At 57.9% G+C, this 13,694-nt stretch carries 12 protein-coding genes and 1 tRNA gene; 7 read left to right on the forward strand and 6 right to left on the reverse strand.

Features of this window, described 5'->3' with window-relative positions:
- Positions 1–149 precede the first annotated feature (149 nt).
- The 3 genes from ACYHH6_RS02420 to ACYHH6_RS02430 all read right to left on the reverse strand — a co-directional run bounded on the left by ACYHH6_RS02420 (position 150) and on the right by ACYHH6_RS02430 (position 1,934).
- Positions 150–737 (reverse strand): GNAT family N-acetyltransferase, encoded by a 588-nt coding sequence (locus tag ACYHH6_RS02420; RefSeq protein WP_352593034.1) that lies wholly within the window; start codon positions 735–737, stop codon positions 150–152.
- 131 nt (positions 738–868) lie between these two features.
- The gene (gene rpmA, locus ACYHH6_RS02425; RefSeq protein ID WP_352593037.1) at positions 869–1,138 is read right to left on the reverse strand and encodes a 50S ribosomal protein L27; all 270 of its coding nucleotides are present in this window, start codon (positions 1,136–1,138) and stop codon (positions 869–871) included.
- A 100-nt stretch (positions 1,139–1,238) separates the two neighbouring features.
- Positions 1,239–1,934, reverse strand: a complete 696-nt coding sequence (locus ACYHH6_RS02430; RefSeq protein ID WP_352593040.1) for a 50S ribosomal protein L21 — start codon at positions 1,932–1,934, stop codon at positions 1,239–1,241.
- Positions 1,935–2,281: 347 nt separating this feature from the next.
- Here ACYHH6_RS02430 and ACYHH6_RS02435 point away from each other — a divergent pair.
- A tRNA-Ser gene (locus ACYHH6_RS02435) sits at positions 2,282–2,371 on the forward strand.
- A gap of 728 nt (positions 2,372–3,099) precedes the next feature.
- On the opposite strand, the gene ACYHH6_RS02440 is transcribed toward ACYHH6_RS02435, so the two are convergent.
- The gene (locus ACYHH6_RS02440; RefSeq protein WP_352593043.1) at positions 3,100–4,431 is read right to left on the reverse strand and encodes an adenylate/guanylate cyclase domain-containing protein; all 1,332 of its coding nucleotides are present in this window, start codon (positions 4,429–4,431) and stop codon (positions 3,100–3,102) included.
- A 209-nt stretch (positions 4,432–4,640) separates the two neighbouring features.
- Entirely contained in the window at positions 4,641–6,806 is a 2,166-nt protein-coding gene (locus tag ACYHH6_RS02445; protein ID WP_352593046.1) for a cadherin domain-containing protein, read from the reverse strand.
- A 702-nt stretch (positions 6,807–7,508) separates the two neighbouring features.
- On the opposite strand from ACYHH6_RS02445, the gene ACYHH6_RS02450 reads away from it, so the two are divergent.
- The 6 genes from ACYHH6_RS02450 (at position 7,509) to ACYHH6_RS02475 (ending at position 11,342) form a co-directional block, all read left to right on the forward strand.
- A complete protein-coding gene (locus tag ACYHH6_RS02450; protein WP_435053481.1) occupies positions 7,509–7,859 on the forward strand; it encodes a DUF6946 family protein in 351 nt (116 codons plus the stop codon).
- Positions 7,860–8,074: 215 nt separating this feature from the next.
- Entirely contained in the window at positions 8,075–8,383 is a 309-nt protein-coding gene (locus tag ACYHH6_RS02455) for a hypothetical protein (RefSeq protein WP_352593049.1), read from the forward strand.
- Positions 8,384–8,740: 357 nt separating this feature from the next.
- The gene (locus ACYHH6_RS02460; protein WP_352593052.1) at positions 8,741–9,451 is read left to right on the forward strand and encodes a pentapeptide repeat-containing protein; all 711 of its coding nucleotides are present in this window, start codon (positions 8,741–8,743) and stop codon (positions 9,449–9,451) included.
- 140 nt (positions 9,452–9,591) lie between these two features.
- Positions 9,592–9,882, forward strand: coding sequence for a hypothetical protein (locus ACYHH6_RS02465; RefSeq protein WP_352593055.1), 291 nt, complete (start codon positions 9,592–9,594; stop codon positions 9,880–9,882).
- A gap of 524 nt (positions 9,883–10,406) precedes the next feature.
- Entirely contained in the window at positions 10,407–10,628 is a 222-nt protein-coding gene (locus tag ACYHH6_RS02470; RefSeq protein WP_352593058.1) for a hypothetical protein, read from the forward strand.
- A gap of 510 nt (positions 10,629–11,138) precedes the next feature.
- The gene (locus ACYHH6_RS02475) at positions 11,139–11,342 is read left to right on the forward strand and encodes a hypothetical protein (RefSeq protein ID WP_352556788.1); all 204 of its coding nucleotides are present in this window, start codon (positions 11,139–11,141) and stop codon (positions 11,340–11,342) included.
- A 192-nt stretch (positions 11,343–11,534) separates the two neighbouring features.
- On the opposite strand, the gene ACYHH6_RS02480 is transcribed toward ACYHH6_RS02475, so the two are convergent.
- Entirely contained in the window at positions 11,535–13,514 is a 1,980-nt protein-coding gene (locus ACYHH6_RS02480; protein ID WP_352593060.1) for a putative bifunctional diguanylate cyclase/phosphodiesterase, read from the reverse strand.
- Positions 13,515–13,694 lie beyond the last annotated feature (180 nt).

Raw genomic sequence — 13,694 nt, forward strand, 5'->3', positions numbered from 1 at the left:
CCACGCGCCTAGGTGTGTTGAGATTCAGGTCAGGCCGAGTCGAGAATGGTGGCTTCCGAGAACCGGAGCGGAGCGTACTTAAGTACGTGAGCACCGGAAGCGCAGGAAGCCGCCTTTCGCAGACCGGCCTCACCTGAATATCAATACACCTAGAAGTGGACCCAGTTTCGCAGACTTATCCACGTCTTCCTGTCTAACCGATAGCGCTCGACCGGCACCTGGCCGGCGACGATCGAGTTCAGCATGCCCTGGCCGGCATACTGGAAGCCGCATTTGTGGATGACCCGGCGCGAGGCCGGATTGATCACTCGCGTCGAAGCCTGCAGCACCTGGGTCGACGTCCGCTGGAAGGCGAGGTCGACCAGCGCATGCGCGGCCTCCGTCGCATAGCCGCGCTTCCAGTAGGGCTCGCCGATCCAGTAGCCGAGTTCCAGCCCGCGATCGGTCATGTTGAGGCCGGCGCAGCCGACGAAGGTGTCGGTGCCAGCGAGCGTCAGGGCGTACGCAATGCCGGCGCGGCGCGACCGGGTCATGGCCAGGAAGGCGCGCGCCTCGGCCTCGCCATAGGGGTGCGGCATGCGGGCCAGCATTTCGGCGACATGACGGTTGTCGGCAAGCTCGACCAGTTGCGCAATATCGGCTTCGCAGGGCGCCCGCATCACCAGCCGTTCCGTGGCCAGCGCCGGGCAGTCTATCGCGTAACTTTCGTCTTCGGTGTCTTCCGCTTCGGCAACCATTTCAGTCCTCCAGGCAAGAAAAAAGGGGAGATGGAAAACCCATCTCCCCTGATCCTTTTCCTGGCTCCATTCACTGGTTTGGCCAGACACCGGTTCCCGAGATGGGCGCCGGTTTTGTAGTGCGGAACCGGCTACTCCGCGGCTTTGGTAATCGGGTCGACCGATACGTAGGTTCGGCCGTTGGCTTTTTTGTTGAAGGTGACTGCGCCGGTCTCAAGCGCAAAAAGGGTGTGGTCCGTGCCCATGCCGACATTGACGCCGGGATGCCAGGTGGTGCCGCGTTGACGGATGATGATGTTGCCCGGGATGACGGCTTCGCCGCCGAACTTCTTCACGCCCAGACGCTTGGAATGCGAGTCGCGACCGTTGCGCGACGAGCCGCCAGCTTTCTTGTGTGCCATCTAACTAACTCCGATGCGCCTCACGAGGCGCTTGAATGGTCTTATGAACGCGTTCGCGTTCCGTTTCAAGTCCGATCCGGCGACCTTGTCGCCGGAAAAATCACTTCTTCGCCAGCTCCTTGGCCTGCTCGCGCCAGTCCTTGATCTGGTCGGCGCTGAAGGGCATGTGCTCGTCGATCTTGGCGACATCCTTGTCGGTCAGCTTGGCCAGCTGCGCGAAGGTGATGATGCCCTGTTCGGCCAGATCCTTGGCGGCGACCGGGCCGATGCCCTTGATCACGGTCAAATCGTCCGGCTCGCCCTTCGGCGCCTTGAACAGCGGCGCAGCGACGGCGGTCTCGGTCTTGGCCTCTGCCTTGGCTTCCTTCTTGGCCTTGGCTTCCTTCGGCGCGGCCTCGGCCTTCGCCTCGGGCGCTACGTCTGCCTTGGCTTCCGGCGCCTTGGCTTCAACCTTGGCTGCGGCCTTCTTGGAAGGCTTGGCGCCACCCAGCAGGATCTCGGCGATCCTGACCGTGGTCAGAAGCTGGCGGTGGCCGATCTTGCGGCGCGAATTCTGCCGCCGGCGCTTCTTGAAAGCGATGACGGTGCGGTTCTTGCCCTGCTCGACGACTTCCGCCGTGACCAGAGCGCCATCGACGAACGGTGCGCCGAAGGTGACATTTTCGCCCTCGCCATGGGCGAGAACGCTGCCGATTTCGACGATATCGCCGACATTGGCTTCGAGCTTTTCGATCTTCAGGAGATCGTTGGCGGCAACGCGATACTGCTTACCGCCCGTTTTAATGACTGCGAACATTTTTTGCCTTTCGCTGTTCGGTCGGCCTTGATGAACCGCCTCTGGCGGTTCGGCCGTCTTTTTGTCAGTCTGCGGGTTCAAAAAACAAGCGGCGCGGAAGAACCCTCCACGCCGATTGCGCGCTTCCCCTAACCGAAGGTTTGGCTGAAGTCAAGGCAAACGGCCCGATTCCCTGCTGCTCCGGTCCTTGCTCCAGAACGCGGGCCGACGCCGCCTGTCGACGCCGCCAATGCCTGATCAGGCAAGGCCCGCGCAGGAAGCTGAATTTCGCCGCGGATTTGGCCTTGTAACCTGCCCGCCCAGCCGTTATCTAGTGCGCCGCGCCGGCAACGGCCGACCATGACCGCGGAGAGGTGGCAGAGTGGTCGAATGCACCGCACTCGAAATGCGGCATGGGTGCAAGCCCATCGGGGGTTCGAATCCCTCCCTCTCCGCCATACAACATTGAAGTTGTACAATATTCCTCCGCATTAAAACGATATCGGACTGACCCCGCCGATCTTAGCTTTATCTTTTCGTCACCGTGGCAAAGATGAGAAATTTGCCAAGTTCCCTTGCTTCGTCGGAAATGACGCTGTCGGCATCACGGCGGAACAGGCTTCCCGGCTGCAGTCCCTAGTTAGCCCGCGCCTTCTGTAGCGAGCCACGATTCACAGAAAGCCTTATCATAGCCTTGCCAATCAGACACTTAGTCAAATTTAGAGCGATGCCAGAGGACTTTCTAAGAGCGACGGCCCAGGACATGTCGCTCACCATAGACCGCAATCACCCACCGAGGAATTTGGTCGTGTGGGCGTCTGGAATTCCCCTTCCAACGAAAAGAAGCATCCATTGAGAAGTGAAGTACCCTGATCGTGGAGATTGCCCCTATCTCACACCACGCCGAAGCTGCCGTTGGAACATGCTCTCTTCTCACAGCTAAGAAAGAACCGACTAGGGCATAGCGGGTTGAGCAGGTTGTTGCGGTGTCGTGGCGACAAATGACCGGACAATGGCGTGAGGCACTTGGCGGGTGTCCTTGTAGAGCGACCCTTTCCACGGCCCTATGGGCTTATATCGTGATCCAACAACGGGACCTTCTTGGGTGTCATTGTACCGGCGACATTTCCAATCGCTTCGCTGCCAGCTTAGATTGCTGCCAGCTATGGCGGCCGGCTGTGCCGGACTAGTCGGAACTACCTGCGAGCGGCAGGTGATTGCCGGCGCCGACCTTGCGGGCGAGCAGATAGTAAAGTTCCATCTCCCCCTTCCCTTTCACATGAACTCGGGCGCGGCTCTCAAACACGTAGTCGTCGGCCAGAATTTGCATAGCTGCCTCGGTCATCTGAATACGGCCGGCGCTGCCCAGTGACTCCATGCGAGATGCGGTATTTACGGTATCTCCCCATACGTCGTAAAACAGCTTCTGTGTTCCGATCACGCCAGCGACGGCCGGTCCCACGTGGATTCCTATTCGTGTGGCTATTTCCTCTCCCATCTCTTCCGACAGATCGCGGGTCGCATCCAGCATATCGAGCGCCAACTCAGCTACCCGTCGAGCGTGCCCTTCTTGGCGGTCAGGCATTCCACCGGCCACCATATAGGCGTCTCCAACGGTCTTGATCTTCTCCAAACCATGCTTCGCTGCCAGGCGATCAAACCTGGTAAAGACACGATTGAGGAATTCTACGACCTCTGGCGCGGGCAACTTGCTCGCGCGAGGAGTAAAATCCACTATATCTGCAAATAGAATGGCGACCTCTTCGAAATGGTCAGCAATTATCTCCTCAGGTCGTTCTTTCAATCTTGCAGCAACTGAGGCAGGCATAAGGTTCTGCAACAGGCTTTCTGACCGATTATATTCCCGCTCAAGCGCCGCTTCAGCCCGATCTCCTACACGAAGAGCGTAGTATATGGAGAAAAACACTAAAACTGACGAACCTAGCAGCGAGTATCTTAGGTTAAATCGCGCAAGATCTCCCTTAACGGGTTCGAACGATAGAGACGGGAAATCAAATTGCACTAAATAGAATCCATAAAGTGAGAATATCGTAAGAAATAGAGACAGCACTAGACGTTTAGAACCTAGGGAGATCAATACCGCCGGCGCCGCAAGAAAAAAATAGTGACTGCCTAGCGAGGATCCAGCGATGTACCCTTGGCCGACAAATCCTACCCAAGATACAACGCAAAAGTATACCGTAGATACTATTTCCCCAAAACGATTCAACAACGGCGTCAGCGCCCACATAAAAAGCACGAACGACGCTAAAAAAATCAGCCGTTTATGACTATAGAAGTCAACGAGAATGAATTGCAGCAGCACAAATATTGTGCTCAGCACGACCAATACAACAAATACATTGAGCGCTTTAAGGTGGCGACTAGCCACCTGGTCTTTTCCGGTTGTCCCGAATGCGATGAGATTTCGAGCTAGTCTGGCAAGTTTTGGAAGCATCGTTCGGAGTAGTTTTGACAGCTGCCACGGCGTATTAGGTGTGACGTTCGGATCTGTCATGCGAGTTCCCCGCCTGGCGATAATGCCTGAGCATAGTGGCATGCGCGTGAGGAGTGGCATACGGCGCGCCAGGAAGGCGGGGCATCGGGAGGGGCCGGTCCAGATTTGCGGCACGGTATTAAGCGGATTGTGGGAGGGGCGGGTCGCAGTTTGCCGAATTTGCGGTCCATCATTCACGCCTGCTACAAACTGGGCCACTGAAGTTTCTTTTAGAGAAAGAAATCTAACCCAGTCAGACCGTGATCGATACCCGTCAGGATGATCGTGAGGTCCGCCGTAGTATCGCCGTCCACGTCGGCCTGAACAAATGTGTTTCCATCGCTCTCATACCACGTAACGCTGTGCGCAACGACGTTTGAGTTGTGACCAGCAAACGCGAAGCCTTGGTCTTTCTTGACGGAAGTGTTCGCATCAATTGCAAACAAATCGATGTGATCCGCATGCTGGAAGTCGAAGTCGGTGATGGTAGTCGGAGTGGCCGGCGCGCTGTCGGCCAGCGCTTTAAACATAAATGTGTCGGCACCTGACCCGCCGGTCAGAACATCGGCCCCGCCGCCGCCAGTGAGTTTGTCTGCACCACCGCCGCCGATGATCGTATTGGCACCAGTCGTTCCAATCAGAACGTCGTTAAAAGCGGAGCCCGTAAGGCTTTCAAATGAGATCAGCGTATCTTGCCCTGCGCCAACGGTGTTCTGTGGAGCCGTTACTGCGAGGCTAACCGTCACTGCCGCTCCGGCGTGCTCGTAGGAGACCGTGTCGAAACCAGCTCTTCCGTCAAGAACGTTGTTGCCGTTATTGCCCTCAATGACGTCGTTAAGGCCAGAGCCCGTCAGATTCTCGATGTTGACTAGCGTATCGCCCTCAGCATCGCCACCATGTCCTGTTCCCGTCGCCAAGCTCACCGTAACGCCCGCGGACGATGTCACGTAGGATGCCGTGTCGGGACCCAGCCCCCCATCCAAGAAATCTGCGCCCAGCCCGCCGATCAAGACGTCCACACCATTTCCGCCGTCCAGATGGTCATTGCCGGCCAATCCTGAGATCGTGTCGTTGCCCCCTAACCCGGAGATCGAATCCTCTTCACCAGTTCCGGTCAACGGCTGGCCCGCGTTAGTTCCAACAATCGTCGCTCCAACAACATTCTGGGCGGTCACCGCAATCGCCTGCGTGTCGATACCGCCGTTGCCGTCGGAAACCTGGACGGTCACGTCGTAGACGCTGTTGGAGCCGACGTCGGTCGGATTCTCGAAGTCAGGTGCCGTGACAAAGGCGAGCGCGCCTGTCGTTACGTCGATTGCGAACAGAGCTGCGTCCGCACCACCAGCAATCGTATAGCTCAAGCTTTGGCCCGCGTCGGGATCAGTGGCGGTTACCGTGGTGACCGCCGTGCTGTTCTCGGACATCGACACCGCCGTCGTGTCGCCGCCGCCGTTCGAGGTGATGGTCGGCGGTTGATCACCCGCCAAGTCGGCGAGGAAACTGTGGGTGATGCCGCTGCTGTCCTCGTAAGTCCCGGTGATCTGGCCCGAATCGTTGATTCCAGCGACAAAAGTAGTGCCGTCGGTTGCGAAGGGATCGTCAATGGTGGTGTAACTGCCGCCGCTATAGAGGAACCCGTGCATGGTGTTGCTGCTGTCGGCGTAAAACCCGGCGATCTGGGCTGGGTCGTTGATGCGAGTGGCAATACTGCCGGCAGCGCCTAAGGGATCGTCGATGGTGGTGTAGCTGCCGCCGCTATAGAGGAACCCGTGGAAGCCGCCGCCGTCGGTGTAATACCCTGTGATCTGGCCCGTGTTGTTGATCGTTTCGGCAACGGTGCTGGTGGCGAAGGGATCGTCAATGGTGGTGTAGCTGCCGCCACTATAGAGGAAACTATGGGTGCCGGTGCCGTCGCTGTAATTCCCGGTGATCTGGCCCGAGTCATTGATGCTGGTGGCATACGTGAGGTAACCGGCTGTGAGGGTGGTGTAACTGCCGCCGCTATAGAGGAATCCGCGGTAGGTGCCGGTGCCGTCGTTGTAGTACCCCGTGATCTGGCCCGATGCGTTGATGTCAGTGGCATACGTGAAGTGGGGGGCGAAGGGATCGGAAATGGTGGTGTAGCTGCCGCCGCTGTAGAGGAAACTGTGGGTGCCGCTGCCGTCGTAGTAATAGCCGGTGATCTGGCCCGATTCATTGATGCTTGTGGCATACGTGCCGTTGGTGGCGAAGGGATCGTCGATGGTGGTGTAGCTGCCGCCACTATAGAGGAAAGTGTGGGTGCCGGTGCCGTCGGTGTAATACCCGGTGATCTGGGCCGAGTCATTGATGCTGGTGGCATACGTGCCGTTGGTGGCGAAGGGATCGTCAATGGCGGTGTAACTATAACTTGGCATGTCGGGCTTCCTCTGGTCAGGCCATGACACTTTGGCCTGTGCTGGCGGAACTTGTCCGTTCTCTGCAAAGACCACGCTGCCAAGCAGCCACACTCCGGGCGCTCATCGCACCTGCCGTGAAATGGTTCTTTGTCAGAGTTCTATCGTGCCCGCCGAGGGCATTCGGCTGCCGGTAAGTCCGAACGGAGATTTCGGCACCTACGTTTATTAAGGGCAGCTCGTGCGTAACCTTAACGAAATGTTAACCTAAAGTAAACGCGCTCGCGACGACGGCCAAGGGCCGAAACGCGAGTGCTCTCACCCCTGAAGCTCGCCCGCTCGCCGTTAAAAGTCGCCAACAGAGGAAAGTTCGACTTGGACACCCATATTCCTCGGAAAAGCACAGCCGCTCCACCAGCGTCCCTCGGCTTCAGAGGGTTTTCAGAATTTCGGGCGACATCGCACCGGTGGCGAACCAGGCAGTCAAATCGGCTGAAAAAATGGGGGAAATCAAAACGCGGGATTGGCGGCCAGCTTTTACGACCCCGGTCTTGGATTTCTATCTTTGCGCTTGGATCAGAGCTGGAGATCTTCGGTTGCCGTCACCATAGAGGGAAAAGTTGATGAAGCCATTCGATGAGCCACTCGGGATGTGGTTGGCAAATGCCTCGAACGGGAAATGGCTGACTTTCATCTGCGACCTTGTTAGGCCTGACACAGCCTTTGCCCGACAACATCCGCTGTCAACTGCTTCACCGCACTGCTTCTGCGGCAATCGAGGCGCAGCGCTTCAAAACGGACATAGCTGCCATGATCGTCCACTCTCTCTCGTCGAACGCGAAGGTGGTTTGCGGAATATTCGGCATTCGTCGCCTTGTTCGGCGCGATTGCGGGACACTGACCAGCTTGTGTGCGTCCACCCGAAAGCACGCCCACGGATGTATGTGGGCTGGGCGTCGGGCGAGATCCACCATCAGCCCAAAAACGGTCCGCTACCCGCCTTCTAACCCTGCCAGTGCCATCCTTCCGACATTGCTCATCCCATTACACCTTGCGATGGGAATTCCGCCGTAAGCACGTGCTTGGCACAATCCGCAGTTGGCGCGCTGCAAGCAGGATTTCGGGCCGATGTCGGTTGCGAAGATGCCGCTTGCACAGCTAGGCTGAAAGCCATGATCTTCACCCGCCGTGCACTCGAGCGGCGGGATCGAAGCGGCGTTTGCTGCTTCGACGCAGCGGGCTCTGATTGGATGCGATGACATTGACGGGATGACAGATCAGGAGCAAAGTTGAGCGCACCGACCGAGTCCGGGCGGCCCGGCCGAGACCGCGTGTGCGATGAAAACCTCGAGCAGCACGGCGACTGCCGGGAGGAAGAAATGAGCCGGGTCAAGGACGTTTGCGATCGAGCACGATCGCTATGGCTGCGGGTGGTGCGATCGACCCACCCTGTCGACGATGTCGAGAACGACGAGCTGTATCGGCTGACCGACGGCAAAAACAAGGCCAACACCGGCACCAACTTCGAGGCGTCCCGTTTCGACATCGAGACCCGTCTATCGCGATGGGAGAGCTACACGCCGCCGAACGTTAACTGAAAACTATTCCGGTTCGGAGTACTTTGGAGAGCCCAGCCACAGCAGCGATCGAGCCGAGCAACGACATGATCGTTCTGCCGTTCCACCACGCTTACCGCAACAAACTTCGGAATGATCCCTGTGTGCACTCAAGACGATTTCATGCTCGTCTCGCCGCCGCACTACGACCCTGAGCGCTACCCGCCGGGCTCTTGCATTCAATAGGTCCAACGCCCACCATTTTCGCCCGCTGCCTCAACGGCGGCGGGCTTTTCATCTGGCGGTGGGGACTAGCGGGATTAGCGGGCAAAATGCCGTCGCTTTCGAGTGTCCGCAGATGTGGTAAGGTTGTCGGCGAGTAGCAGAGGTCCAGCAACAATGACTTTGAGACGAACCAGAGCCTACGGCACATCCAGCTTGGTTCTAGCGGTTTGCATTGTATTTGCTTGGCAGAACGCCGCTGCCGCTCAAGATTGCGACGCAGCCGCGGCGCCTGGCGTCAATTGGCAGGACTGTGACAAAAAGCTTCTCATCCTAAAAGGACAGGACCTGAGCGGGGCGAACCTGATCGGTGTTGATTTCACTTCGACCGACCTCAGGAACAGCAATCTCCTTGCGGCAAATTTTGAGAAGGCAACGCTTGTGCGTGCTTCACTGGCCGACTCGACCGCCAAAGGCGCCCGGTTCGACAAAATCGAGGCCTACAGGACCGACTTCAGCCATATGGACGCGCAGGGCGCTGTGTTTACGGGCGCGGAAGTGCAGCGCTCGAATTTCCAGGACGCCAATCTGACCAATGTTGATTTCACAAAGGCGGAATTGGGGCGAGCGCAGTTCCATGACGCCGATATCAGCGGCAGCCGCTTTTCGTTTGCCAATCTCGCGCGGGCGGACTTCCGAGGAGCGACGTTCACCGCGCCGATAGACTTTGACCGCGCTTTTTTCTTTCTGACCCGTATCGAGGGCCTCGATCTTTCCAATTCGGCGGGTCTATCCCAGTGGCAACTCAACATGGCTTGCGGAGACGCCCGGACCGAGTTGCCTTCTGGCTTGACGAGACCTGAAGATTGGCCCTGTAGCGAGCCATAGGCTCGGCGCCGTGTCGCTGCCGGGGCTGAAATCGTCAAGCGCGCCCTTGCGGGGGTAAGCTTCGGGATGGCTGCATGCCTCCTGATGGCCGGCACGGGCGCCTATATGCTGTTTCGCTAGCGCCTTTTCGTGAGGAGACTATGGGCAAGCATTTCCGCGACGAACAGATCGAGGAATTCCTAAAAGCCTACGTCGCGAGGTTCCCGGACGCCGTAGAGCGAATGGAACATGTCATGTTGAATGCGTTCGACGACAATGACGAGCTGATGTCCCAGAACTTCCGCGAGATTTATCAGGTCGCACAGTCGATGGAATTCTTCACGGCATACGCGACGCATGAGCCGAGTGCGATCCATCATTTGATCAGGGACGTAGCGAGACGTGTGTCGGATGGGCTTGGCCCTATGGGATCGACAAAAATCAAATATTGACGCGCCGCCTGGCTGAAGCCTGGATAGCAAGATGCCCCACCGGAATCAGCCGGTGGGGCTCTTGGAACAGCCCACTTAGGGACTAGCTGAAGGGCTGTTCGGCGGTGTGACCCGGGGAGGATCACATGTGCAATTTGGCACCTTCCTTTGCCCGGCACATCGGCCGAACAGATGAGGACGGTCCCCGTGCCTTGGACTCTTGTGCCGGCGGTGCGGTGGTGATTTGCTTCTGCCGTCATAGTCAGGGACCACGGTGAAGAACACCGGCCGGCGGTCGCGGTCGGCAGCCTTGCAATCCGAGCAGGCGAACAGCCAGACGAGATCCTGATGCATGGACCCGTGATCAGGACCAAGCCTGTCGATGAGCGCCTGGACGTCTAGCTTTGTGGATTTGCAGCAAACCGGGTGCGCGCAATTGACGTAGACAGATTCGCGGGCGGCAAGGGTGTCGGCGAGGGTTTTTTGAGGCATGGCGATCTCCATTCGAGGGGTCGCCGCAACGAGGGAAATATAGGAGGCAAGGCTTGAAGATGACAGGGAAAGAGGAAAAGTTTGAGAAGATCGACACTAAGCTATCATCGATCCAATCCGATATGACTTCGCTGCGTGCGAAGGTCGATCATCTCCCAAGCGCTTTCAATGTTGTGCAGATTACTGGCATCTTGCTGGCACTGGTTATCGCCAGCATGGGTGGTGTGCTTGCCGTCCTGAAGTATGTCGCTACTCCCAAAGCGCGGCCATGCTAGTGATGGTGAGCGTCCGGGGGTGAGGCTTCAGTAAGGCTTAAGCCCAGGTTCAGGAGGCGGCGCGTTCGGGTCGGGGCAATCAGACAATTGCTCACACGCAGGAGGCCGATCGCCAACTCCGCCATAACGTTCCACCAGTTTTGCGAATCCGTAGGCGAAGGCGAAAAGAAGCGCCAGGACAGCCACTATTCGGACGGCCATGCGGGATTATAGCACGATCATCCCGGCGCGTTTGTTTAGGCTTCCCTAATGGAATATGATCTCTTGTCAGCCGGCACCCATTGCCGGTTAGGCCCGGTGGTCAAACCCCAAGCCCCCCGCCCTTGACCGCTGGGCCGCCAGTAGCCGCGCCAGCGCGCATTTATGCCGACCGTCTGCCAATGTTGGCGCGACAGGAAAGTGCATCGTTTTACTCAATTTCCAATTGCTGGACTCGCGCGATGCGTCGGTAGTTTAATTTTGCATCAGGCCAAGGAGTGGAAGGGTCGCGAACTGGGAGGAACTAGACACATGGATTTCGAATTCGACATCCGCCATCCGTCTGACGATCAGCCGTACGAAATCACCTCTTTCGCCAAAAAGTACGGCCTTACGATCCCAATTGCGGACGCCGTGCTCTTCGCCAAAGGACCGTCGCGGACGGCATGCGACGCTGCAGCACTGGCTTTCCTCTGTGCTATTGCCGCACAAGCCAAGAGACAGAGGGCGCAATAGACTCGCCAGGCGGCCAGCGGGGCTCCTACGCCCGCGAAGCCCTCCGCGCGTCCCGGTGCCCGCCTGTGGCCAGCGCCATGCACTGCACGCCATACCGCGGGAAAGCCCTTGTTGCTTATCGAGCCATGGCCCGAAATGACCGTGGGGCAGTGACGCCTTGTTGCGTAGCAGCCAGCGCCCGATCGGCGCCTGCTAGGCGACGAGGCCTTGCCTGATCTGGTTTACTTCTTCGATCGGGACCGGATGCCCGGTGAGGAAGCCCTGCATCAAATCTACCCCCAGGCGCTGCAGCAATATGTACTGCTCTTCCGTTTCAACGCCCTCGGCGAGCACGACATGGCCAAGATTGCGAAGCAGTCCGACCATGTCCCGCAACAGGCTCAAGCCATGAGACGTCTGGCAATCGTGGAGGAAGCTGCGGTCGATCTTGACCACGTCGAATTTGAAACGGCGGAGCCATGTAAGGCCAGCAAATCCCGTTCCGAAGTCGTCCAGCCAGATCTGAACCCCCAATTTTCGCAGCCGCTCCACGTTTCTTACCGCTTGCGCCTCCAGAAAGATGTCACTGCCTTCGGTGATTTCGATGGCCAGTTTCTGTGGCGCGAGGCCGTGCCGTCCAAGGATTTCGGTGATCCGGAGTGAAAAGTTAGGAACCTTGAGCTGAAAAACAGATACGTTCACGGTCACGACCGAGCCCAATCCGTATTCCGCCATGTCACCGCAGGCTCGATCGACCAGCCACGTACCCAGTTCCACTATCGCGCCAGTTTGCTCGGCAACGGGTATGAATACGGACGGACTGATCATGGTACCGTCGAAGTCACACACCCGCATCAGCGTCTCGTGGCCCAGCACCCGTCCAGACGCCAGGTCGCAAATTGGCTGGTAGGCGACAGAAACGAGCTGGTTGGAAACTGCCAGCTTCAGCAGTTCTGAAAGATTTTCGCCGGAGCGATCCCGGCCGGTGGCGTGCGGGTCGTAAATTGTGAACGTAGCCCGACCCGCAAACTTGGACGCGTAGAGTGCGCGGTCAGCTTCCTGCAGCAGGATTCTAAGCTCTATGCTCTGATCGGCCCGCGTCAACGAGGCTCCGGCACTGATCGTGACAATGTTGAGCTTGTCACCCCGATCAGGGTGATAGATGTCCAAGTCCTCCACAGCGCGACAAAATTGCTGCGTTATTTCGTGAAGGTGAGCCCGTCCGGTGACCTTGCAGAGAATGACGAATTCTTCTCCGCCATAGCGTGCCGCGACGGCGTTGTTCGAAGCCGCTATTTCGGAAAGGACCTGGGCGAGTTTGATCAGACAATCGTCGCCGGCTTGATGACCAAGTCCGTCATTGAACCTTTTGAAGTAGTCGACGTCGATCAGAATGAGGCCTATCTCGTCGTCGTCCGCGGCCCAGTCTTCGCGCAGCTCCGAGAACTCTCGAATGATCGCTCTCCGGTTTTTCATTCCCGTGAGCGGATCGGTGTCCGCGATTTCGGTTAGCTTCTGCCCCTTCCTTATCGCAGCCTGCTCCTGGAACTGTGCCCGAAGTGCGTGCAGGAAAGTCTGATACCGCTCCAGGCTAAGTCGCCAGGAAAGATACAGCGACAACACCAGACAATTCACGAAATACGCCGACAGCACGACTCGGCCAACGATGTCGGCCTGGAGGAAGAACAGCGCGGCGCACACAAAGCTTGCGGCGACCGTCGCGGAGGCAATGGCCGAAAGCCAAAACCGGAAGTTGAAGAACAAATTCGCACCCAGGATAAACACGGTGCCAAAAACCATGAAATGGGAGAGGGCATCCTGATGCTCTGTTCCAAGAGCGGAGACGAGCCATCCAAGGGCACCGGATACGATCGCCAGCGCCGCTACAAGGTGCAAGGTGGCAAGGGCGAAGCCCCGTCGGGCGACAAATTCAACAAGCGCCAGGGAAGTGATCCCCAGCACAACGCGGGTCAAAACAAGCCGATCGGCGATATCCGGAAAAAGAAACCAATCGAAGAGGCCATAGGCCACATAGCTGACTACAGCAGCCGCAATACCCCATCGCACGAGCCTGCGATTTTCATCGGCATCTTTCTGCAGGAACAGTGCCAGGAGTTCCGGATCGGCCGAATGCCACCGCGGGCGTGCAATCGCAACCGCCACCTTCTGGGCAACGTCCTCGCTCAGTTGCATTGCAACGCTCCTCTGCGATCTGCAGTAGCGAATGCAATAGCCGAGGTTGCCTGCCATCGGAGAATGAAGGCGCCACTGTCCGCAGGAAACGTCGGATGTCGCTAACCGACGGTAAACAGGCGGTTCGGATTTAGCCAGTTCAGCAAGGTGAAGGACCGCTCAATTGGCTAAAGTTTTATT

Source organism: Mesorhizobium sp. P171375, assembly GCF_057786075.1.